Source organism: Streptomyces sp. NPDC020958 (assembly GCF_055562175.1).
Window position 1 is genome coordinate 924,299 of record NZ_JBVHFU010000002.1, and the last position, 21,984, is coordinate 946,282.

A 21,984-nucleotide genomic window follows, 5' to 3' on the forward strand; every position below is an offset into this window, starting at 1 on the left:
ACGGTGACGATCAAGGTCGTACGGGGCAACCCCACCCCGGAGGAGCTGGCCGCCGCACTGGCGGTCGTAAGGGCACGCGCGGCGGCCATGGCGGCGGCCGTACCCGAGCAGGGCACGGGGGCGAAGGACGCGTGGTCCGACCCGGCACGGATCGCCCAGCGCCGGATCCCGCTGCCGAGCCAGACCGCGTGGACCCGCACGTACTGGCCGAGCTAGGAGCGACACGGCCGGAAGTGCGAGATCGGGCTCCGATTTGAGTATCCCTACTCAGGCGCCCGCCCCCGTCCGGGCCGCACGCTGGTGCCATGCTCTGGTCGGACCCCGAGGACGAGCCGCCGAAGGAACTGCGGGACATGCAGAACACCCTCCGGCGGCTCGGCGTCTTCCTGGCGCTGGTGATGCTGGTACTGATGTTCGTCCTGGGCGTGAGATGACGAACGCCCCGCCGGGCCCCACCGATACGCTGCACCCATGCGCAGACTCGTCCTCGCCTCCCAGTCCCCCGCCCGGCTGAACCTCCTGCGTCAGGCGGGCCTCGCCCCCGAGGTGATCGTCAGCGGCGTCGACGAGGACGCCGTCACCGCCCCCACCCCGGCCGACCTGGCGCTCGCCCTCGCCGAGGCCAAGGCGTCCGTGGTCGCCGCCCGCCCGGACGTGCGGGGCGCGATCGTGATCGGGTGCGACTCGGTGCTGGACCTCGACGGGCAGGCGCTCGGCAAGCCGGGCGACGCCGAGGAGGCGACGGCCCGCTGGAAGTCGATGCGCGGCCGGGCGGGCACCCTGCAGACCGGGCACTGCGTGTGGGACACGGCGGCCGAGCGCTGGGTGTCGGCGACCGCGTCCACCGTCGTACGGTTCGGCGAGCCCACCGACGAGGAGATCGCCGCGTACGTCGCCACCGGCGAACCCCTCTACGTGGCGGGGGCCTTCACGCTGGACGGCCGCAGCGCGCCGTTCGTCGAGGGCATCGACGGCGACCACGGCAACGTCATCGGCATCAGCCTGCCCCTGGTCCGGCGGCTGCTCGCCGAGCTGGGCGTCGGCATCACGGAGTTGTGGGCGCCGGCGGGATGACCGGTCCGGCGGCCGGCGTGTCGTCCTCGCGGTGCTCCGGTTCCGGGCCCTCCTGCGGGCCCGGCCCGGAAGCGTCCCCGCCGTCCTCCGCCCCTACGCCGTCCGGGTGGTCGTACGTCATCAGGAGCAGCACGATGAGGGCGAGGACGGCCACCATGTACAGGAACGCGGGCCACCCGCTCAGCCCCCACAGCACGGCGCCCAGCAGGGCGTGCACGACCGCCGCGCTGACCAGCAGCACGCGGCCGAGGCCGGCGGGCGGGCGGTTGCGTACCGCCACCAGCAGGGCCACCAGGGCGCACAGCGCGAAGTAGAGGCCGAAGACCACGGCGCCGATCCGCGCGGACATCGACATCCGGTCCGGGTCGAGGCCGGCCAGGGACATGTGCTGGCGGTCGACGGCCGTCGCCATGAACCAGTTCAGCGCCGCGATGCCGAGCGCCTCGCCGAGGAGTACGACCGCCACGATCCACGCCACCGGTCTGCGCACCACCGGTCCACCCACTTTCGTCCCCGACCCGACCGAGCCGGCGTTCCTTGAAGTTCGTTCAAGACATCGCGAACGCTACTAACGGGTAAACCCGGGGACAAGGGTCCGGTCGCCGGCAAAGAATCGTTGGGCCATTCGTAGGGACTCAACAAAGAAACGGAGTGGGGCGCGGCACGCTCTCACAGAGACCTTGACCACACGGCGGGGCTAGGGTTTCCCGAAGGAGTCCTGCGTACCAAGGTGCGACAAGGGCTTTCGCGGGTCGGGCGAGCCTCGCATCACGCTCCGTGTGGGCAAGCTCACCATTGGGGACGGGTCGAAGTGCCGTGTCGGCCTTCCCTAAACTCGGCTTGTTTCAAGGAGGGAGCCTCAATCGTGCGCAAGGTGCTCATCGCCAACCGTGGCGAAATCGCTGTCCGCGTGGCCCGGGCCTGCCGGGACGCTGGGATCGCGAGCGTGGCCGTCTACGCGGACCCGGACCGGGACGCTCTGCATGTCCGCGCCGCGGATGAGGCGTTCGCCCTGGGCGGTGACACCCCGGCCACCAGCTACCTGGTCATCGACAAGATCCTGAACGCGGCCCGCGAGGCCGGGGCGGACGCCGTCCACCCGGGCTACGGCTTCCTCTCCGAGAACGCGGAGTTCGCGCAGGCCGTCCTGGACGCGGGGCTGACCTGGATCGGCCCCCCGCCGCAGGCGATCCGTGACCTCGGCGACAAGGTGGCGGCCCGTCACATCGCCCAGCGCGCCGGCGCCCCGCTGGTGGCCGGCACCCCGGACCCGGTCTCGGGCGCCGACGAGGTGGTGGCCTTCGCCGAGGAGCACGGCCTGCCGATCGCCATCAAGGCCGCCTTCGGCGGTGGCGGACGCGGCCTGAAGGTCGCCCGCACCCTCGAAGAGGTCCCGGAGCTCTACGACTCCGCCGTCCGTGAGGCGGTGGCCGCGTTCGGTCGCGGCGAGTGCTTCGTGGAGCGCTACCTGGACCGTCCCCGGCACGTGGAGACCCAGTGCCTGGCCGACACCCACGGCAACGTGGTCGTCGTCTCCACCCGCGACTGCTCGCTCCAGCGCCGGCACCAGAAGCTCGTCGAGGAGGCCCCGGCGCCGTTCCTCTCCGAGGCCCAGGTCGCCGAGCTGTACCGCGCCTCCAAGGCCATCCTCAAGGAGGCCGGCTATGTGGGCGCCGGTACCTGCGAGTTCCTGGTCGGCCAGGACGGCACGATCTCCTTCCTGGAGGTCAACACCCGCCTCCAGGTCGAGCACCCGGTGACCGAGGAGGTCGCCGGCATCGACCTGGTCCGCGAGATGTTCCGCATCGCCGACGGCGAGGCGCTCGGCTACGACGACCCCGAGCTGCGGGGTCATTCGTTCGAGTTCCGGATCAACGGCGAGGACCCGGGCCGCAACTTCCTGCCCGCCCCCGGCACCGTCACCCGTTTCGACGCGCCCACCGGCCCCGGTGTCCGCCTGGACGCGGGCGTCGAGGCGGGCTCGGTCATCGGCCCCGCCTGGGACTCCCTCCTCGCCAAGCTGATCGTCAGCGGCCGCACCCGTGCGGAGGCGCTGCAGCGGGCCGCCCGCGCGCTGGACGAGTTCCAGGTCGAGGGCATGGCCACGGCGATCCCCTTCCACCGCGTCGTCGTCCGTGACCCGGCCTTCGCTCCCGAGCTGACGGGCTCCGAGGACCCCTTCACGGTCCACACCCGCTGGATCGAGACCGAGTTCGTCAACGAGATCAAGCCCTTCGCCGCCCCCGCCGACGCGGAGGCCGAGGAGGACACCGGCCGCGAGACCGTGGTCGTCGAGGTCGGCGGCAAGCGCCTGGAAGTCTCCCTGCCCGCCTCCCTGGGCATGACCCTGGCCCGCACCGGTCTGGCCGCCGGCGCCAAGCCCAAGCGCCGCGCCGCCAAGAAGTCCGGCCCGGTCGCCTCCGGCGACACCCTCGCCTCGCCCATGCAGGGCACGATCGTCAAGGTCGCGGTCGAGGAGGGCCAGGAGGTCAAGGAGGGTGACCTGATCGTCGTACTCGAGGCGATGAAGATGGAACAGCCCCTGAACGCGCACCGCAGCGGCACCGTCAAGGGCCTCGCCGCCGAGGTCGGCGCGTCCCTCACGTCCGGCGCCGTGATCTGCGAGATCAAGGACTGACGAAGCCCGACCCCTGACGCCCGGCGAACGACACCCACCGTTCGCCGGGCGTCGGTGTGTGCACGCCGGGTCATGCCCCCGTCGGAGGACAGCTCGCCCAGGAATCAGCCGCTTCACCCGGCCGGCGCAACCCGCCGGCCGTGATCGCGGCGCGCGTCGGCACGCACGGCCGATACGGCACGACCGACTGCCCACTGAGGCCCGCACGCCCCCCGCCGGCCACAACCACACCCGGCCGCTCACCAGGAGCCCCGCGCCTACCGCACCGACCGACAAGCGACCGGCCCCCACCAAGCCCCGCGCGCCCACGCCGACCGCAGCCGCGACCAGCCGCGCACCGAAGCCTGCGCCGTCCGTGCCGAGCGCGGCACCGTCGCCTCGTTGGAGGACCCGGCCCGCCGGTTGCTGGTGGGCGCCGGGCCCCTCCACCACCGCTTCCCGAACCGGCACACTCTGCCGAGCGTGGGTCTTCGAAAGACAGGTGGCCGGGCTCCTCACCCGGGACCGCTGTCTGCGCGCCGCCCCGACACCTACCCCGCTGGCCCTGCCACGCGCCGCGCTCAGGACGCTTGCTCACCCCTGCCATCGCCCTGGCAGGTGAGACGCCCCGGGGCTCAGGGGCCGGCGCACCCGCAGGGAGCACCGGAAACCGCGCGCCCGTCCCTCATCGCCGCCGCATGTCGGCGACCCGACCCCGCTGTTCGGCCCCCGTCGGCTGTTCCGCCCCGAGCACCGAGGCCGACCGCAGGCCCGCCCCGGGCACTCCCCGTCGCGGCCCCGGAAGGGACACGTCCCGACGCTGCTGGTGCTGTTGCTGTCGCGTCGGGACCTGGTCACCCCCCGGGTTCCCGGCCGCCCCGGCCACGGCGATCTGCACCCCCTGGTCGGCGAGGGCCTGGAGCTCGGTGGCGGCGCGGTCGTCATGGGCCGGCGGCTCGTCCGTGACCAGCCGGGTGATGAGGTCGGTCGGCACCGTCTGGAACATGGTGTCCGTACCGAGCTTGGTGTGGTCGGCGAGGACCACCACCTCCGCGGCGGCCTGCACCAGCGCCCGGTCGACGGACGCCGACAGCATGTTGGACGTGGACAGCCCCCGTTCGGCCGTCAGACCGCTCCCGGAGATGAAGGCCCGCGACACGCGCAGCCCCTGCAGGGACTGCTCCGCGCCGGAGCCGACGAGAGCGTAGTTGGAGCCCCGCAGGGTGCCGCCGGTCATCACGACCTCGACCCGGTTGGCGTGCGCCAAGGCCTGCGCCACCAGCAGCGAGTTGGTGACGACGGTGAGGCCGGGCACTCTCGCCAGCCGACGTGCGAGTTCCTGCGTGGTGGTACCCGCTCCGACCACGATGGCCTCGCCTTCTTCGACGAGACCCGCGGCGAGATCGGCGATGGCCGTCTTCTCGGCGGTCGCGAGATGAGATTTCTGCGGAAAGCCGGACTCCCGCGTGAACCCGCCCGGCAATACCGCACCGCCGTGCCGGCGGTCGAGGAGTCCTTCTGCCTCCAGTGCGCGCACGTCCCGCCGTACGGTCACTTCGGAGGTCTGGACGACGCGGGCGAGCTCACGGAGCGACACGGCCCCGTTCGCTCGCACCATTTCGAGGATCAATTGGCGACGTTCTGCAGCGAACACGAAACTGACAGTAACCCCAACGACCGTCTGCTTTCAGCAGTTTGCGCCGAATAGCAGAAGTTGTTCGCACGGCAGGGCCGGGAGTGATATAAGGCCTAACCCACCCGACTATGCCGTACACATGTCCGACAACTCCCCGTGACCAGCGGGGAGTCGAATCCGGCCGTCAGAGGTCGCCGCCGGTCTCCGGATGTTCGGCCGGCGTCGTCGAATCGCACCCCACCGATCAACGATTCCCGCACAAACTCCTTCAGCTGTACGCTAGTTGGCTAGCGTCACATCCTGGAGCGACTACCTCGTCCGCAAGAGGTAGTCCCACCAGCGGATCCAGAAGGATCCGCACGGTCAGACTCCTTCTCCGGCACGCTCGGCGTACCGGTTCCTGACGGAACCGCTCTCATCGGGCCTGTTGCAGGCGTACGACTCCCTCGGTCCATCACTGGAATGCGCGAGCGCCATGTGCTCCGAGAAGGCTCAGCATGCGTGCCGTCCACGCGGACCACGTCCCCGAACACCCCGAATCGGGGACCATCGCCTTGTGCGACGGGTCGATGCGCCGTGGCTACGGCGCTGTCGCCATCTATCTGCTGTCCGCGGTCATCGTGCCGTCGGCCGCACTGGCAGCCGTCCGTGACCGTATGAGCGAATTGCGAGCGCCCGGACAGCGAAAGAAACTGCACTGGCGTGACGAATCGGCGCCCCGGCGAGCTCTGGCGGCCGCCGGCCTGGCCGCGCTGCGCGCCGACATCGTGGTCGCCACCTGGTGCGGGACCAGCCCTGACAAGCAGGAGCGCGCCCGGCGCAAGGCCATGGAGCCCCTCCTGCTGGATCTGGGCAGGCGCCACGTGGGTGACGCGCTGTTCGAGTCGCGTGGGCCCGAGCGGGACCGAGCCGACGTGGCCGCGCTGGCAGGGCTGCGCCGGTCCGGAATACTGCCGTCCACGCTGCGCGTGCACCACAAGCCCGGCGGTGATGAGCCGGCGCTGTGGTCCGCTGACATCGCAGCCGGCGCGTACAACGCTGCAATCGGCGGCATGACGGAGCACGCAGCCGCACCCGAGTCCCAGCGCAAGTGGCTCACCGCACTGCTGAAAAGGCTTTCGGACGACGTCGAGGCGCTTGCCTCCGTCACCGAACCGGATCCGACGGGCCTTCTGGCGGCGGAGAGCCTGGTGAACGCCTTGACCGCAGAGGCCGACCTGATCGTCGGCTGGGGTTGGGACGACCGCGTCGCCGGCCACCCTTCTGATAACGAGCCGTCGTATGCCAGCACACTGAATCTGGCCCTCGGCGCCCAGAACATCGAGCCCAAATCCTTCTCGGCCGAGGCTCAGGGAACCCTTCTTGCGGAGCGGTCCGTGAACACCCTCGCGGACTACGGTCTGATCAACCCGGCCGAGCTCGTGTACGCCCTGGGCCGGGAGGACGTGGCGGAGGTCGCACGAAAGCTCGGCTTCAGCCAGCACCGCGATGAGCGCTGCGCCTGGCTCATCCGCCTGATGACGACCCCCGAGCCGAGACTGCGCAAGGTACTGAACGAGGCCCTCAACACGAAGGCGTTCTCAGCCAAGAACCGTTCCCGTCCCACCATCGAACTGGCCCTGCGCTCGTTCTCCGGACATGACAACCAGTACCTGGCCCGCGCCCGCAACGCCGCCGTGAACGCCCTGTGGACTGACGTGGGCAGCGCGTCCTGGACTGTTGACGCGCGCCCCGACAACGCCGCCCTCGACGAGTTGGAGGCCAAGGCGCTGGCCGAGGTGCGCAACGGCCAACCCGGCCCCCACTGCCAGGAGGTCGCCGCGCGGGGCATCGTGCCGCTCCTCGCGCTCGGCGGCCTTGGTGTCGACCGGGGTTCCGCCCGCTACCGAGGCCAGCCGGCAGTGGTGATCAGCCGGATGCTGAAGAACGAGTGGGGAATCCGGCAACTGATGGCCACGGTACGAGCCTCGCGCGACGGCCGTGCGTTCCCCCGGCTGGACCCCCAAGGCACGGAGTTGCCCGCGGACCCGCAGCGCAATACTCCCTCGCACAACAACGACTGGCTGCGCGAACAGGTACTGAGGGACGAGGTGACCACGCCGGTCACCGAGGCCGAGGAACCGGAGCAGGTGCTGTTCCGGTCGCTCCGGTCCGCGTGGGACGCGCTTGAGCGGTACCGGGAGCTGAAGGACCCGGCCTATGACTCCCTCACCGACGACAGGTGGCGGGAGGAGGCCAGGACGGCGAGCCGGTTGTCCAAAAACATCGACAAATACGTTCGAGAAGAAGACTGAACCACGCTTCATACCGGGCGCAGGGACCCAAAGCTCGGGTCCCTGCACACCGCGAGGTCAGAGTTCGGCGCCGGTCTTCCGCGTGTGCAGCTGTCGCGCCACCTCCGCGATCGACCCCGAAAGGGACGGATACACGGTGAACGCGTTCGCGATCTGTTCGACCGTCAGATTGTTGTCGACGGCGATCGAGATCGGATGGATCAGCTCCGAGGCCCGCGGCGAGACGACCACCCCGCCCACCACGATCCCGGTGCCCGGCCGGCAGAACATCTTCACGAAGCCGTCCCGGATGCCCTGCATCTTCGCCCGCGGGTTGCGCAGCAGCGGCAGCTTCACCACCCGGGCGTCGATCTTCCCGGCGTCCACGTCGGCCTGCGTGTAGCCGACCGTGGCGATCTCCGGGTCGGTGAACACGTTCGACGAGACGGTCTTCAGATTCAGCGGCGCCACCGCGTCCCCGAGGAAGTGGTACATGGCGATGCGCCCCTGCATGGCGGCCACCGACGCGAGCGCGAAGACACCGGTCACGTCACCGGCGGCGTACACACCGGGCGCGGTCGTCCGCGACACCTTGTCGGTCCAGATGTGCCCGGAGTCGCGCAGCTTGACACCGGCCTCCTCCAGTCCCAGCCCGGCACTGTTCGGAATCGCGCCGACGGCCATCAGGCAGTGCGAACCGCTGATGACGCGGCCGTCCGCCAGCGTCACCTCCACCCGGTCCCCCACCCGCTTGGCCGCGGCCGCCCGCGACCGGGCCATGACGTTCATGCCACGCCGCCGGAACACGTCCTCCAGCACGGCGGCCGCGTCCGGGTCCTCACCGGGCAGCACCCGGTCCCGCGACGACACCAGCGTGACCTTCGACCCCAGCGCCTGGTAGGCACCGGCGAACTCGGCACCGGTCACACCCGACCCGACCACGATGAGCTCCTCGGGCAGCTCGTCGAGGTCGTACACCTGCGTCCAGTTCAGAATGCGCTCGCCGTCGGGCTGGGCGTCGGGCACCTCACGGGGATGCCCGCCGGTCGCGATCAGCACCGCGTCGGCGACGAGCGTCTCCTCACTGCCGTCCGCCGCGCTCACGACGACCTTCCGCGACCCGTCGAGGGCCTGCATGCCCTCCAGCCGCCCCCGCCCCCGCATGACCCGGGCACCGGCGCGCGTCACCGAGGCGGTGATGTCGTGCGACTGCGCCAGCGCGAGCCGCTTCACACGCCGGTTGACCTTCCCCAGGTCGACCCCCACCACCCGCGCCGCCTGCTCCAGCGGCGGCGTGTCGTCGGCGACGATGATCCCCAGCTCTTCGTACGACGAATCGAAGGTCGTCATGACCTCGGCCGTAGCGATAAGGGTCTTCGACGGCACGCAGTCGGTCAGCACCGACGCCCCGCCCAGACCGTCGCAGTCGACGACGGTCACCTCCGCGCCGAGCTGCGCGGCCACCAGCGCCGCCTCATAGCCGCCGGGTCCGCCACCGATGATCACGATCCGAGTCACGTACTCCATTGTCCCGCACGCTTCAAGGTGCTACTGCCCGGGGGCCGCCACCCGGCGCCGCCTGGGACAGGAGTGGCGCACGGGACGGCTGCCGTACCCTCTCCCCATGTCGTCGCTCTACGCCGCGTACGCCGGCAATCTCGACGCACGGCTGATGTCGCGCCGCGCCCCGCACTCGCCCCTGCGCGCCACCGGCTGGCTGAACGGATGGCGGCTGACCTTCGGCGGCGAGCAGATGGGCTGGGAGGGCGCCCTGGCGACGATCGTCGAGGACCCGCTCTCCCAGGTCTTCGTCGGCCTCTACGACATCGCGCCGATGGACGAGGAGGCCATGGACCGCTGGGAGGGCGTCGGCCTGGGCATCTACCGCCGGGCACGGGTGCGCGTGCACACCCTGGAGGGCGAGGAGACGGCCTGGCTCTACGTCCTGGACGGCTACGAGGGCGGCCTCCCGTCCGCCCGCTACCTGGGCGAGATCGCCGACGCCGCCGAGTCCGCGGGCGCACCTCACGATTACGTGATGGAGCTGCGCAAGCGCCCCTGCTGACGGCCGGCGTGCAGGCCGCAGCCGCCCGCCATCGCCGGCTGATCTTCATCGTCGCCCCCCTCACAGGAAACGACAAGACAACGATCGCCAACCCGTGAGCTCCGTCATCTACGCGCGTAGGCCCAGACCGGCTACTCTCGTCCGCGTGAACGCATCTCTTCTTCCGGACGACATCCAGGGCGATCCGCACGCCGCCGCCGACGCGGCCGCCGCTCGCCTGCGCGAGCTCACGGGCGCCGAGACCCACGACGTCGCCCTCGTGATGGGCTCCGGCTGGGCCCCGGCCGTCGACGCCCTGGGCGCCCCCGACGCCGAGTTCCAGGTCACCGAGCTGCCCGGCTTCCCGCCGCCGGCCGTGGAGGGGCACGGCGGCAAGATCCGCTCGTACTCCATCGGTGACAAGCGCGCGCTGGTCTTCCTCGGCCGCACGCACTACTACGAGGGCCGAGGCGTCGCCGCCGTCGCGCACGGCGTCCGCACGGCCGTCGCCGCCGGCAGCAAGACGATCATCCTCACCAACGGCTGCGGCGGCCTGCGCGAGGGGATGCGTCCCGGCCAGCCGGTCCTCATCAGCGACCACATCAACCTCACGGCGACCTCCCCGATCGTCGGCGCGAACTTCGTCGACCTCACCGACCTCTACTCCCCCCGCCTGCGCGCCCTGTGCAAGGAGGTCGACCCGAGCCTCGAGGAGGGCGTCTACGCCCAGTTCCCCGGCCCGCACTACGAGACCCCGGCCGAGATCCGCATGGCCCGCGTGATCGGCGCCGACCTGGTGGGCATGTCGACGGTCCTGGAGGCGATCGCCGCACGCGAGGCCGGCGCCGAGGTCCTGGGCATCTCCCTGGTCACCAACCTCGCCGCGGGGATGACCGGCGAGCCGCTGAACCACGAGGAGGTCCTCCAGGCGGGCCGCGACTCGGCGGCACGCATGGGCGCCCTGCTGACGCAGGTACTGGGCAGGCTCTGAGGACGCCGTCCGGGTCGCCACCCACGCTGTGACGGCGTCCGCGGGCCCGTCGCGCCCGCTCGCGCAGTTCCTCCCCCAGCCTTCGGCCGGGGGACCCCCAGCGCCCCTTTCGGGGCGCTGCGGCCGCCGTGGGCGGGAAGGGGACGGGGTGGGGAGTTCCCGCCCGCAGCGGCCGGCGTCGGCCGACCCGCGCGGCACGAGATGCAACACCGCCGGTCCGAGGACGGGGACTCCCCGCCCCGGCCCCGACGCAGCACCACCCGTAGGCGCTACGCGCACCCCCACCGAAGCCGCGGATGCGCCGCAGGCATCCACCCGCACCACCGGAGACCAGGAGACCGACCGTGCACGACGATCTCACCGCCCGGGCCAGGACCTGGCTCGCCGAGGATCCCGACCCGGACACCCGCGCCGAGCTGGCCAAGCTCATCGACGCAGCTGACACCGAGGAACTGGAGGCCCGCTTCAGCGGCACCCTCCAGTTCGGCACCGCCGGCCTCCGCGGCGAACTCGGCGCCGGCCCGATGCGCATGAACCGCTCCGTCGTCATCCGCGCCGCCGCCGGCCTCGCCGCCTACCTGAAGAAGCAGGGCCACGGCACCGGCACCGTCGTCATCGGCTACGACGCCCGTCACAAGTCCGCCGACTTCGCCTGCGACACCGCCGCGGTCATGACCGGCGCGGGCCTCAAGGCCGTCGTGCTCCCCCGCCCCCTCCCCACCCCCGTGCTCGCGTTCGCCATCCGGCACCTCGGCGCGGTCGCGGGCGTGGAGGTCACCGCCAGCCACAACCCGCCGCGCGACAACGGCTACAAGGTGTACCTCGGCGACGGCTCCCAGATCGTCCCGCCCGCCGACGCGGAGATCGCAGCCGAGATCCAGACCATCACCACCCTCCACGACGTCCCCCGCCCCGACACCGGCTGGGAAACCCTCGACGACACCGTCCTGGAGGCCTACCTGGCCCGTACGGACGCCGTCCTGTCCCCCGGCTCCCCCCGCACGGCGCGCACGGTCTACACGGCCATGCACGGCGTCGGCAAGGACACCCTCCTCGCCGCCTTCGCCCGCGCGGGCTTCCCCACCCCCACCCTCGTCGCCGAACAGGCCGACCCGGACCCGGACTTCCCGACCGTCGCCTTCCCCAACCCGGAAGAGCCCGGCGCGATGGACCTCGCCTTCGCGAAGGCCCGCGAGACCGACCCCGACCTGGTCATCGCCAACGACCCCGACGCCGACCGCTGCGCCGCCGCCGTCAAGCAGGACGGCGACTGGCGCATGCTCCGCGGCGACGAGGTCGGCTCCCTCCTCGCCGCCCACCTGGTCCGCCGCGGCGCCACCGGCGTCTTCGCCGAGTCGATCGTCTCCTCCTCCCTCCTCGGCCGCATCGCCGAGAAGGCGCACCTCCCCTACGAGGAGACCCTCACCGGCTTCAAGTGGATCGCCCGCGTCGACGGCCTGCGCTACGGCTACGAGGAGGCCCTCGGCTACTGCGTCGACCCCGACGGCGTCCGCGACAAGGACGGCATCACCGCGGCCCTCCTGATCACCGAGCTGGCGTCCGTCCTCAAGGAGGAGGGCCGTACCCTCCTCGACCTCCTCGACGACCTCGCCGTGGAGCACGGCCTGCACGCCACCGACCAGCTCTCGGTCCGCGTCCAGGATCTCTCCGTCATCGCCCAGGCCATGCGGACCCTCCGCGAGCACCCCCCGACCGAACTGGCCGGCCTCCCGATCACCAGGGCCGAGGACCTCACCCGGGGCACGGACACGCTCCCGCCCACCGACGGCCTTCGCTACACCCTGACCGGCGCCCGGGTGATCGTCCGCCCCAGCGGCACCGAGCCCAAGCTGAAGTGCTACCTCGAGGTGGTCGTCCCCGTCGCGGACCACCACGAGCTGCCCGCGGCCCGCACCAGGGCGGCCGACCTGCTCGCGGCGATCAAGCGGGACCTCTCCGCGGCGGCGGGCATCTGACCGGCGGAGGCCGCCGGGGACGCCGCCGGGCGACCGGACCGGTTCCCCCACGGACCCAGGTACGAGTCCGGGGCACCCCATCGGGTGATTTCCCACCAGTAGGTGACCCGGGCTCCACGTCCGGCCCCGACGACCGGGAAACGGTGGTGCGGTAACGCCCGCCCCGCCCGCCGTCGTACAGGAGCCGCCGCCGTGTCCTCGACCGCCTCCGACACCGTCCCCAGCGGGCACATCCCGGGCACCCGGCGACCCGGCCCGCCGACCGCGGCGGCGCCGCGCCCCGCCTTGCGCCGGGCGGTCCCGGCCCTGGCCGGGTACCTCGCCGTACGGCTCACCGGGCTGGCGTTCCTGGCCGTCTGGGCGCACCGGCGGCACCACGGGATCTGGCCGATGCTGGCGACGCAGTGGGACTCCCGCTGGTACCTCGGGATCGCCGACCACGGGTACGCGCACACCCTGGGCGTGGCCTACGACCACAACAACCTGGCCTTCTTCCCGCTCTACCCGCTGCTGGTCAAGGCGGTCGCCGTGCTGACCCCGGGCACCCGGGCCAGTACCGGCCTCGGGCTCGCGTGGCTGGCCTCGCTGGTCGCCGCCTGGGGGGTGTTCGCGGTGGGCGACCGGCTGGCAGGCCGCCGGGTCGGCGTCCTGCTCACGGTCCTCTGGGCGGCGTACCCGGTGGGCCTCGTGGAGTGGATGGGCTACACCGAGTCGCTCTTCACGGCGTTCGCCGCGTGGACGCTGTACGCGGTGCTGGCCGAGCGCTGGTGGTGGGCGGCGGCGGGCGCGGTGCTCGCCGGGCTGACCCGGCCGACGGGCATCGCCGTGGCCGCGGCCGTCACGGTCACCGCGCTGCTCTCCCTGCGCACCCGCTTCTCATCCCGCGCCCTGGCGGCGGCCCTGCTGGCCCCCCTCGGCTGGTGTGCCTACGTCGGCTGGGTGGGCGTCAGACTCGGCCGCTGGGACGGCTACTTCGCCGTCCAGCGGTTGTGGCACAACGAGGTGGACGGCGGCGCGGAGACCGTGCGCTGGCTGCGGCAGCTGTTCGGGCAGGTGTCACGGCCGGAGCTGTTCCTGGTCGTGGTGAGCGTGACGATGCTCGTGTCGGTGGTGCTGTTCGGGTGCGCGCTGGCGGACCGGCAGCCGGTGCCGCTGCTGCTCTTCGGCGGGGTGCTGCTGGTGATCGTGCTGACCAGCGGCGGGGTGTACTTCCCGCGCGCCCGTTTCCTCCTCCCGGGTTTCCCGCTGCTGCTGCCGCTCGCCGGATATCTGGCCCGCGCCTCCCGCCGCCTGCGGCTGCTCGTGCTGACGACGGCGGTGCTGGGGTCGGCGTACTGCGGCGCGTACATGCTGCTGGTGTGGCCGAGCGCGCCGTGAGCGGTCAACGGCGCCGGCGTCGTCGTCAACAGCGCACCTGCATACCGGTTCCCCACCCGTGCGGGTGATGGCACTGCAGTGAGTTTCGAAGTACTTTCAAAATCATGAGTGCCGAGAGCGCAGCCGTGAACTTCTCCGAGCTGGTGAACAAGAACAAGCAGACACTTGCCCGGCTCCAGGAATCTCCGAGACTGCTCCTGCACCGCAGAGACGGTGAGGACCTGGTCCTCACCACCGCCGCACGGGCCGAGCAGGACCGGACCGTGGTGTCGGCGGCCACCCGCATGCTGGTCGCGCTGGCCCGCCGGGAGCCCGGCAGCATGGAGTTGCTCCTCGACATACTGCCCGACGCGTTCCCGTGGGTCAGATTCCTGCCGGAGCCCGACCTCCACGGCTTCGCCGTCGAACTGGTCGACACCATGCGGGCCGCCGACTCGGTCGGCAACGTCGCCTCCGTCGCCCAGTTGCTCATCGCCTGGCAGCACACGGCCGAGGTCTACTCCGACCCCGCACTCCTGGCCGCACTGACCAGGGATCACGACGAGGACTACGGCCCGGCCCCCGACCCCAGGGACCCGGCATGACCGCGGGCCGCGGCGACCGCGCCGCACCACCGGCACCCGAGGGCCACTGGGAAGTCCGCTTCGCCGACGCCGCCTCCGCCAAAGGCTGGGACAGCCTCGCCCAGCAAGCCCGCGAGAACACGTACCGCGCCTGGATCGCCTTACGCACCACCCCGAGACCGGCCGCCGAGACACCTCGGCACCATCGCCTCAAGGGCAGCCTGGCGCACGGCACCCACCGCGGGCAGACCTGTGAGCAATGGCAGATCGAGGTGACCGGTGGGGGCCGGATCTGGTATCTCCTCGACGTCGCGAAGGAGACCTGCTGGATCACCTTCGCGGGCACAGGACACCCTCGGGCCACGGACCGACGCTGACAGCCCGCCGAACGGCGACGCCGCCCGCCAGCCGCCCGTAGCGGGAGTCGGCCAGCGAGGGAGCCGTCTGTTCCCTGCCCGGACACGCCCCGCCGAGGCCTCGTTTTCTGGACTTGCTGGTCCATTTTTCTGAGCGCACAGTGGTCCGCACCTGACCGGGAAACCGAGCACACGGAGGCTGATCATGGGTACGCGACTGGCAGGAAAGACCGCGCTGGTGACCGGATCCACCAGCAACATCGGGCGGGCGATCGCGGAGGCGTTCGCCGCCGAGGGCGCGCATGTCGTCGTCTCGGGGCGGAGTGCCGAGCGCGGGGCGGAGGTGGTCGACGGGATCCGGGCACGGGGCGGCCGCGCCGAGTTCGTGCGGGCCGACCTGGACGGCAGCGCCGCCGCCTCGCACAGGCTGGCCGAGGAGGCGACCCGGGTGCTGGGCGGCCGTATCGACGTACTCGTCAACAACGCCGGCATCTACCCGGCCGACCCCACCCCCGCCACCGACGAGAAGACCTTCGACCGGGTCTACGCGGTCAACGTCAAGGCCCCCTTCTTCCTGACGGGGGCCGTCGCACCCGCCATGGCCGAGGCGGGCGCGGGCGCGATCATCAACCTGAGTTCGTGGATCGTACGCCTGGGCATCCCCGTCGGCGCGCTGTACAGCTCCACCAAGGGGGCCGTGGAGGCCCTGACCCGCGCCTGGGCTGCCGAGTTCGGGCCGCAGGGGGTGCGGGTGAACGCGATCTCGCCGGGCGCGGTCCTGCCGTCGGACGCCGAGGTGGCCGAGATCGGCGGGGCCATGATGAAGGGGACACCGGCGGGCGGGATGGGCACGCCGGAGGCGATCGCGAGCGCGGCGGTGTACCTGGCCGCCGACGAGTCGACGTTCGTGCACGGGACCGTGCTGGACGTGGACGGCGGCCGTACCGGTGTCGCGGTCGTCGCCGCCTGACGATCCCCGCGACCGGGCCGCCCCGGCGGCCGTCGCGGCGCGACGAGCCCTACGACCAGGCGGTCCGGCGGTCCGGCGGCCCCGCGGCCCCGCGGCCGTCGCAGCGTGCCGAGCCCCGCGGTCCGGCGGTCACCTCGGCGCGACGGCCTCCGCCGGGGTCAGGTCGCGGCGCAGGTCCGCGAGCCCCTGGTCGAGGGCGGCGCGCAGATGGGCGGACGAGCCCGTCGCCAGCAGGATGGACACCCCGCCCTGGATCGCGGCCAGCAGCGCGGCGGCCCGCGCCTCCACGTCGAACTCGGCCGACGGGCCCCCGGCCGCCCGCAACGCCCGCATCCCGGCCGCCAGGCTCTCCTGCCAGCGCCGCATCAACTCGGCGACGATCGCCCGCGCCCCCGGCGTCGAGCGCCCGACCTGGAGGAAGAGCGACCCGAGGGGACACGTGTCCCCCAGGATCTCGTAGCGGGCAACCACTGCGTCCCGCCACCGCTCCCAGTTCTCCCAGGAGTCGAGGCACCCCAGATACGGCTGCTGGTCCTCCAGCACCTGGTCCGCCTCGTAGTGCGCGACGGCGAGCAGCAGTTCGTCCTTGCCGCCGGGGAAGTAGTGGAAGAGCTGGCTCTTGCTGGTGCCGGTGCGCGCCATGATGTCGTCGAGGGTGACCGAGCCGACGCCCTGCTCCCGCAGTACCTCGGCAGCCCCCTCGACGATCCGGTGCCGGGTGGCCTTGCCCTTGACCGTGAGTTCCCTGCGCATCGACCGGCCCTCCGGAGAATGGACTGTACGGTCCACCGTACGGGCCGGTCGCCCGGACCTACCCCACCGCCAGCAGGATCGCCAGCAGCACCGCGCCCGCGACGACCGGCGCGGTCACCTCGTAGGCCCACCGCACCGTCACCTCGCCCTGCGCCGACTCCGCCGCCTCCCTGCTCTCCAGCAGCTCCCGCAGGTCGTCCATGACCCGGTCGGTCTCCGCGCGCGTCGGCCCGGTCGCGCCGTCGGTGTCGCGCAGCGCCCGGAACCCGCCGCCGAACCCGCCGGGCATCCGCCCCGCGGCCCCCTGCCGCCCGCGCTGCGCGTCCGCCTCCGCCTTGGCCGTGCGGCGCGCCGCCTTCTTGCGGCCGCGCAGGGACACCGGGATCGACCACAGCTGGTACTTCGTACCCGACTTGGCGATCACCTCGTTCGAGTAGCCGGAGCGCAGCGCGGCGACCTCCCCCCACGGCAACGTGACCACCCGGAACGGATTGCGCACCCGCAGCCGGTCCTCGCCCGCGAACACCGCGGGCCGCAGGGTGAAGGCGATCACCAGCGGCACGACGAGGATCATCCCGGCCAGGGCGAGCCAGGGGGTGCGGCCGTGCCCGCGGATCAGCGCGTCGACGCCGAGCCAGCAGATGATGGCGAGCAGCAGGACACCGCCGACCACCGCCATGGGTGAGCGGTAGACGCGGTCCTTGACGAGGGGCGTGGTCATGCCGCCGATTCTGCCTCAGCCCGCCGGGGGACGGCCGATCGCCTCCACTCCCCGCGCCCCTTCGCCCCGCACAAGAACCACTCCCTCGGGGTGTACAGCCGCTACGCGCGTAGATATGCTCGGCTGGTGACCATGCCCACCACCGCACCCCACGCACTTGCTGACGTCACCGCGTCCGACAGCACGCTGCGCCGCTTCCTCCACGGGCTGCCCGGCGTCGACGCGGTCGGCCTGGAGGCGCGCGCCGCCTCCCTCGGCACCCGTTCGATCAAGACCACCGCGAAGGCGTACGCCATCGACCTCGCCATCTCGATGGTCGACCTGACGACGCTGGAAGGCGCGGACACCCCGGGCAAGGTCCGGGCGCTCGGCGCCAAGGCGGTCCACCCGGACCCCACGGACCGTACGACCCCCGCCACGGCCGCCGTCTGCGTCTACCCCGACATGGTGGCCGCCGCGAAGGAGGCCGTCGCCGGTTCGTCCGTCAAGGTCGCCTCCGTCGCCACCGCCTTCCCCGCGGGCCGCGCGGCCCTGCCGGTGAAGCTCGCCGACGTGCGGGACGCCGTGGCCGCGGGCGCCGACGAGATCGACATGGTCATCGACCGCGGCGCGTTCCTCGCGGGGAACTACCGCAAGGTGTACGACGAGATCGTCGCCGTGAAGGAGGCCTGCGGGGCCGCCGCCCGACTCAAGGTCATCTTCGAGACCGGCGAGCTGTCGACGTACGACAACATCCGCCGGGCCTCCTGGCTCGGCATGCTGGCGGGCGCCGACTTCATCAAGACCTCCACCGGCAAGGTCGCCGTCAACGCCACCCCCGCGAACACCCTCCTGATGCTGGAGGCCGTGCGCGACTTCCGTGCGCAGACGGGCGTCCAGGTCGGCGTGAAGCCCGCCGGCGGCATCCGTACCAGCAAGGACGCGATCAAGTTCCTCGTCCTGGTCAACGAGACCGCGGGCCAGGACTGGCTGGACAGCCACTGGTTCCGCTTCGGCGCCTCCTCGCTCCTGAACGACCTGCTGATGCAGCGTCAGAAGCTGGCCACCGGCCGCTACTCCGGTCCCGACTACGTGACGGTGGACTGATCACCATGGCCAAGGAAAAGATGACCACCGCATTCGAGTACGCACCGGCGCCCGAGTCCCGCTCCGTCGTCGACATCGCGCCCTCCTACGGCCTCTTCATCGACGGCGAGTTCACGGACGCGGCCGACGGCAAGGTCTTCAAGACGGTCAGCCCGTCCACCGAGGAGGTCCTCTCCGAGGTCGCCCGGGCCGGCGCCGAGGACGTGGACCGGGCCGTCAAGGCCGCCCGCAAGGCGTTCGAGAAGTGGTCCGCGCTGCCGGGCTCCGAGCGGGCCAAGTACCTCTTCCGCATCGCCCGCATCATCCAGGAGCGCAGCCGTGAGCTGGCCGTCCTGGAGACACTGGACAACGGCAAGCCGATCAAGGAGACGCGCGACGCGGACCTCCCCCTGGTCGCCGCGCACTTCTTCTACTACGCGGGCTGGGCCGACAAGCTCGACCACGCGGGCTACGGCGCGAACCCGCGGCCGCTGGGCGTCGCCGGCCAGGTCATCCCCTGGAACTTCCCGCTGCTGATGCTCGCGTGGAAGATCGCCCCGGCGCTCGCCACCGGCAACACGGTGGTCCTCAAGCCCGCCGAGACGACCCCCCTGTCCGCGCTCTTCTTCGCGGACGTCTGCCGCCAGGCGGGCCTGCCCAGGGGCGTCGTCAACATCCTTCCCGGGTACGGCGACGCGGGCGCCGCGCTCGTCGCCCACCCCGACGTGAACAAGGTCGCCTTCACCGGTTCCACCGCCGTCGGCAAGGAGATCGCGCGCACGGTCGCGGGCACCCGCAAGAAGCTGACGCTGGAGCTGGGCGGCAAGGGCGCGAACATCGTCTTCGACGACGCTCCCGTCGACCAGGCCGTCGAAGGCATCGTCACCGGCATCTTCTTCAACCAGGGCCAGGTCTGCTGCGCGGGTTCCCGTCTGCTCGTCCAGGAGTCGATCCACGACGAGCTGCTCGACTCCCTCAAGCGCCGCCTGTCGACGCTCCGGCTCGGCGACCCGCTGGACAAGAACACCGACATCGGCGCGATCAACTCGGCCGAGCAGCTGGCCCGGATCACCGCGCTCGCCGAGCAGGGCGAGGCGGAGGGTGCCGAGCGCTGGTCCCCGACCTGCGAACTCCCGTCCGCCGGCTACTGGTTCGCCCCGACGCTGTTCACGAACGTCACCCAGGCGCACACCATCGCCCGCGACGAGATCTTCGGCCCGGTCCTGTCGGTCCTCACCTTCCGCACCCCGGACGAGGCGGTGGCGAAGGCCAACAACACGCAGTACGGCCTGTCCGCCGGCATCTGGACGGAAAAGGGGTCGCGGATCCTTGCGGTCGCGAACAAGCTGCGCGCGGGCGTCGTCTGGTCCAACACGTTCAACAAGTTCGACCCGACCTCGCCGTTCGGCGGGTACAAGGAGTCGGGCTTCGGCCGCGAGGGCGGTCGTCACGGCCTGGAGGCATACCTCGATGTCTGACCGCAACGACCGTCTGAGCGTCTTCAAGACCTACAAGCTGTACGTCGGCGGGAAGTTCCCGCGTTCCGAGAGCGGCCGGGTGTACGAGGTGACCGACGCAAAGGGCAACTGGCTGGCCAACGCGCCGCAGTCGAGCCGCAAGGACGCCCGGGACGCGGTCGTCGCCGCCCGCAAGGCGTTCGGCGGCTGGGCCGGGGCCACCGCCTACAACCGGGGCCAGGTCCTCTACCGCGTCGCGGAGATGCTGGAGGGCCGCCGGGACCAGTTCGTGCGCGAGGTCGCCGACGCGGAGGGCCTCGGCAAGTCCAAGGCCGCCGTGGTCGTGGACGCGACGATCGACCGCTGGGTCTGGTACGCGGGCTGGACCGACAAGATCGCCCAGGTGGTCGGCGGCGGCAACCCGGTCGCGGGGCCCTACTTCAACCTCTCCTCCCCCGAACCGACCGGCGTGGTGGCCGTCCTGGCCCCGCAGGAGTCGTCGTTCCTCGGCCTGGTGTCGGTGATCGCCCCGGTGATCGCGACCGGCAACACGGCGGTGGTGGTGGCGAGCGAGCGGGCGCCGCTCCCGGCCCTCTCCCTCGCCGAGGTGCTGGCCACCTCCGACGTCCCCGGTGGTGTCGTCAACGTCCTCTCCGGCCGTACCAAGGAGATCGCGCCGACCCTGGCGTCCCACCAGGACGTCAACGCGATCGACCTCGCGGGCGCCGACGAGGCGCTGGCCAAGGAGCTGGAGATCGCGGCGGCCGACAACCTCAAGCGCGTCCTGCGTCCACAGCCTGTGGACGACTGGACGGCGACACCCGGGACCGACCGCATGACGGCGTTCCTGGAGACGAAGACGGTGTGGCACCCGACGGGTTCCCTGGGCGCGTCGGGCTCCGCGTACTGACCCCGAGCCCGAAACCGGCGAGCCGTGCTTCCCGCGCATCCAGGGGGAGCACGGCTCTTCGCCTTCCCGCACCCTCGGCGCCGCCGGGGGACTCCACAGCCCGACACCGCTGACTGAATTGCTCACAAGATGCATCATGTGAAACCATGTGCACATGGTTGAGATCGCCATCAGCGCAGCCCGTTCCCAGCTCGGCGACCTGGTCCGCCGTGCCGCCCACGGCCGCGAGACCATCGCCCTCACCGACCACGGCCACGTCGCCGCACTCCTCGTATCGCCGCAGGTGATAGAGGACTTCGAAGATGCCCTGGCGGTGGCGGACTACCAGCGGCGCAAGGCCGAGGGAACACTCGGCCCCGGCATCCCGATGGCAGAGGTTCGCCGACGGCTGGGGCTCGAACAGCGGTGAAGTACGAGATCGTCTTCGAGCCGCACGCCCTCGACTCGGCAGCTCGGTCCCTGAAGGAAGATCCGAGCGGCCTGCCCCTGGTCCTGGACACCATCGACAAACTGGCCGATGACCCCCGTCCGGCGGCGTCGACTCCGTACGGATCGGCCGACATCCGCCGGCTCCGTGTCGGCGACTATCGCGTCCTGTACGTCATTGACGAAGGGGTGATCCACATCATGGTGACGCACCTCGGACGTACGGCCTGAAGCACCCGTCAGGGACGTGGGGAACCGTCGGCCGGTCACGACGGGCCCGCGGTTCCCCCTGCGTTCAGCCTCCCAGGAGCAACTGCCCCACCACCGGCAGGTCCCCGATCGACGGCGCCTCCGCCACCGGTTCCGTCAGCGGCTTGGAGGTCAGCGGCTTGAAGTCGGCCAGCTGGGTGCCGACTCCGTTGTCCAGGGGGTCGACGCCCGTGCCCGCGAGCGGGTTGGGCTTCAGGCCCGCGACCGGTCCCGTGACGTAGGGCAGCAGACCGCCCAGTGCGGTCAGTCCCGCCTGCGGGTCGACGGGGCCGACGGAGGTGGGCCGGTGCCGTACCGCGTCCTGCGCGGGCTGCGGGGCCGCGGCGGCCGTCGCGGCGCCCGCGCCGAGCGCGACGGAGGCGGTCGCGAGAGCGATCAGCGCGCGCTGGACGGTCGGGTTCGGGGAGGACGCGGGTCGGGACATCGCAGGTGCCACCTTCGGGTGCGCAGGGTGATCGTGTCGGCACACAGGGTAGTTGAGGTGAGACTCACGCTCAAAAGCCGA

23 protein-coding genes are annotated in these 21,984 nt (G+C 71.7%); 17 read left to right on the plus strand and 6 right to left on the minus strand.

All coding sequences use genetic code 11. The features are described from left to right. Positions 1-3 precede the first annotated feature (3 nt). The 3 genes from ACZ3KP_RS10010 to ACZ3KP_RS10020 all read left to right on the plus strand — a co-directional run bounded on the left by ACZ3KP_RS10010 (position 4) and on the right by ACZ3KP_RS10020 (position 1,074). Positions 4-216, plus strand: a complete 213-nt coding sequence (locus tag ACZ3KP_RS10010) for an acyl-CoA carboxylase epsilon subunit (RefSeq protein ID WP_358978635.1) — start codon at positions 4-6, stop codon at positions 214-216. Positions 217-305: 89 nt separating this feature from the next. Further along, positions 306-434 (plus strand): morphogenic membrane protein MmpB, encoded by a 129-nt coding sequence (gene mmpB, locus ACZ3KP_RS10015; RefSeq protein ID WP_358978637.1) that lies wholly within the window; start codon positions 306-308, stop codon positions 432-434. Positions 435-471: 37 nt separating this feature from the next. Then, a complete protein-coding gene (locus ACZ3KP_RS10020; RefSeq protein WP_467497942.1) occupies positions 472-1,074 on the plus strand; it encodes a Maf family protein in 603 nt (200 codons plus the stop codon). Here the strand turns inward: ACZ3KP_RS10020 and ACZ3KP_RS10025 are convergent. Next, positions 1,046-1,567 (minus strand): hypothetical protein, encoded by a 522-nt coding sequence (locus ACZ3KP_RS10025; protein ID WP_467497944.1) that lies wholly within the window; start codon positions 1,565-1,567, stop codon positions 1,046-1,048. The genes ACZ3KP_RS10020 and ACZ3KP_RS10025 overlap by 29 nt on opposite strands. A gap of 372 nt (positions 1,568-1,939) precedes the next feature. On the opposite strand from ACZ3KP_RS10025, the gene ACZ3KP_RS10030 reads away from it, so the two are divergent. Further along, on the plus strand, positions 1,940-3,712 hold the full coding sequence (locus ACZ3KP_RS10030; protein ID WP_467497946.1) for an acetyl/propionyl/methylcrotonyl-CoA carboxylase subunit alpha: 1,773 nt from the start codon (positions 1,940-1,942) through the stop codon (positions 3,710-3,712). 664 nt (positions 3,713-4,376) lie between these two features. On the opposite strand, the gene ACZ3KP_RS10035 is transcribed toward ACZ3KP_RS10030, so the two are convergent. Then, the gene (locus ACZ3KP_RS10035) at positions 4,377-5,345 is read right to left on the minus strand and encodes a DeoR/GlpR family DNA-binding transcription regulator (RefSeq protein ID WP_360563845.1); all 969 of its coding nucleotides are present in this window, start codon (positions 5,343-5,345) and stop codon (positions 4,377-4,379) included. A gap of 479 nt (positions 5,346-5,824) precedes the next feature. Here ACZ3KP_RS10035 and ACZ3KP_RS10040 point away from each other — a divergent pair, with 479 nt between their 5' ends. Then, positions 5,825-7,621, plus strand: a complete 1,797-nt coding sequence (locus ACZ3KP_RS10040) for a hypothetical protein (RefSeq protein WP_467497949.1) — start codon at positions 5,825-5,827, stop codon at positions 7,619-7,621. Between the two features lie 57 nt (positions 7,622-7,678). Here ACZ3KP_RS10040 and ACZ3KP_RS10045 read toward each other — a convergent pair whose 3' ends face one another. Next, positions 7,679-9,127 (minus strand): NAD(P)H-quinone dehydrogenase, encoded by a 1,449-nt coding sequence (locus ACZ3KP_RS10045; RefSeq protein WP_467497951.1) that lies wholly within the window; start codon positions 9,125-9,127, stop codon positions 7,679-7,681. Positions 9,128-9,224: 97 nt separating this feature from the next. Here ACZ3KP_RS10045 and ACZ3KP_RS10050 point away from each other — a divergent pair, with 97 nt between their 5' ends. The 7 genes from ACZ3KP_RS10050 to ACZ3KP_RS10080 all read left to right on the plus strand — a co-directional run bounded on the left by ACZ3KP_RS10050 (position 9,225) and on the right by ACZ3KP_RS10080 (position 15,877). Then, positions 9,225-9,665: a gamma-glutamylcyclotransferase family protein gene (locus tag ACZ3KP_RS10050; RefSeq protein WP_467497953.1), complete on the plus strand. Its 441-nt coding sequence runs from the start codon at positions 9,225-9,227 to the stop codon at positions 9,663-9,665. 145 nt (positions 9,666-9,810) lie between these two features. After that, positions 9,811-10,635 carry a purine-nucleoside phosphorylase gene (locus ACZ3KP_RS10055; protein ID WP_358978645.1) on the plus strand — a complete coding sequence of 275 codons (825 nt, stop codon included), beginning with the start codon at positions 9,811-9,813 and terminating at the stop codon, positions 10,633-10,635. 344 nt (positions 10,636-10,979) lie between these two features. Beyond that, positions 10,980-12,611, plus strand: coding sequence for a phospho-sugar mutase (locus ACZ3KP_RS10060; protein WP_467497956.1), 1,632 nt, complete (start codon positions 10,980-10,982; stop codon positions 12,609-12,611). A 192-nt stretch (positions 12,612-12,803) separates the two neighbouring features. Next, the gene (locus tag ACZ3KP_RS10065) at positions 12,804-13,988 is read left to right on the plus strand and encodes a hypothetical protein (protein ID WP_467497958.1); all 1,185 of its coding nucleotides are present in this window, start codon (positions 12,804-12,806) and stop codon (positions 13,986-13,988) included. Positions 13,989-14,092: 104 nt separating this feature from the next. Then, positions 14,093-14,572 carry a hypothetical protein gene (locus tag ACZ3KP_RS10070; protein ID WP_467497960.1) on the plus strand — a complete coding sequence of 160 codons (480 nt, stop codon included), beginning with the start codon at positions 14,093-14,095 and terminating at the stop codon, positions 14,570-14,572. Next, positions 14,569-14,928 (plus strand): hypothetical protein, encoded by a 360-nt coding sequence (locus ACZ3KP_RS10075; RefSeq protein WP_467497962.1) that lies wholly within the window; start codon positions 14,569-14,571, stop codon positions 14,926-14,928. The genes ACZ3KP_RS10070 and ACZ3KP_RS10075 overlap by 4 nt, the downstream gene beginning before the upstream one ends. A gap of 184 nt (positions 14,929-15,112) precedes the next feature. Further along, positions 15,113-15,877: an SDR family NAD(P)-dependent oxidoreductase gene (locus ACZ3KP_RS10080; RefSeq protein ID WP_467497963.1), complete on the plus strand. Its 765-nt coding sequence runs from the start codon at positions 15,113-15,115 to the stop codon at positions 15,875-15,877. A 129-nt stretch (positions 15,878-16,006) separates the two neighbouring features. On the opposite strand, the gene ACZ3KP_RS10085 is transcribed toward ACZ3KP_RS10080, so the two are convergent. Together ACZ3KP_RS10085 and ACZ3KP_RS10090 are read right to left on the minus strand one after the other, a co-directional pair. Beyond that, positions 16,007-16,630 (minus strand): TetR/AcrR family transcriptional regulator, encoded by a 624-nt coding sequence (locus ACZ3KP_RS10085; protein WP_467497965.1) that lies wholly within the window; start codon positions 16,628-16,630, stop codon positions 16,007-16,009. 58 nt (positions 16,631-16,688) lie between these two features. Then, positions 16,689-17,351, minus strand: a complete 663-nt coding sequence (locus ACZ3KP_RS10090; RefSeq protein WP_467497967.1) for a PH domain-containing protein — start codon at positions 17,349-17,351, stop codon at positions 16,689-16,691. Positions 17,352-17,477: 126 nt separating this feature from the next. Here ACZ3KP_RS10090 and deoC point away from each other — a divergent pair, with 126 nt between their 5' ends. From deoC to ACZ3KP_RS10115, 5 genes are all read left to right on the plus strand, one after another. After that, positions 17,478-18,437, plus strand: a complete 960-nt coding sequence (deoC, locus tag ACZ3KP_RS10095) for a deoxyribose-phosphate aldolase (RefSeq protein ID WP_467497969.1) — start codon at positions 17,478-17,480, stop codon at positions 18,435-18,437. A gap of 20 nt (positions 18,438-18,457) precedes the next feature. Continuing rightward, entirely contained in the window at positions 18,458-19,894 is a 1,437-nt protein-coding gene (locus ACZ3KP_RS10100; protein WP_467497971.1) for an aldehyde dehydrogenase family protein, read from the plus strand. Next, entirely contained in the window at positions 19,887-20,783 is an 897-nt protein-coding gene (locus tag ACZ3KP_RS10105; RefSeq protein WP_467497973.1) for an aldehyde dehydrogenase family protein, read from the plus strand. The genes ACZ3KP_RS10100 and ACZ3KP_RS10105 overlap by 8 nt, the downstream gene beginning before the upstream one ends. A 154-nt stretch (positions 20,784-20,937) precedes the next feature. After that, on the plus strand, positions 20,938-21,192 hold the full coding sequence (locus tag ACZ3KP_RS10110; protein WP_467497975.1) for a type II toxin-antitoxin system prevent-host-death family antitoxin: 255 nt from the start codon (positions 20,938-20,940) through the stop codon (positions 21,190-21,192). Next, positions 21,189-21,440 (plus strand): type II toxin-antitoxin system RelE family toxin, encoded by a 252-nt coding sequence (locus ACZ3KP_RS10115; protein WP_467497977.1) that lies wholly within the window; start codon positions 21,189-21,191, stop codon positions 21,438-21,440. The genes ACZ3KP_RS10110 and ACZ3KP_RS10115 overlap by 4 nt, the downstream gene beginning before the upstream one ends. 64 nt (positions 21,441-21,504) lie before the next feature. On the opposite strand, the gene ACZ3KP_RS10120 is transcribed toward ACZ3KP_RS10115, so the two are convergent. Next, the gene (locus ACZ3KP_RS10120) at positions 21,505-21,903 is read right to left on the minus strand and encodes a hypothetical protein (protein WP_467497979.1); all 399 of its coding nucleotides are present in this window, start codon (positions 21,901-21,903) and stop codon (positions 21,505-21,507) included. Between the last annotated feature and the right edge of the window lie 81 nt (positions 21,904-21,984).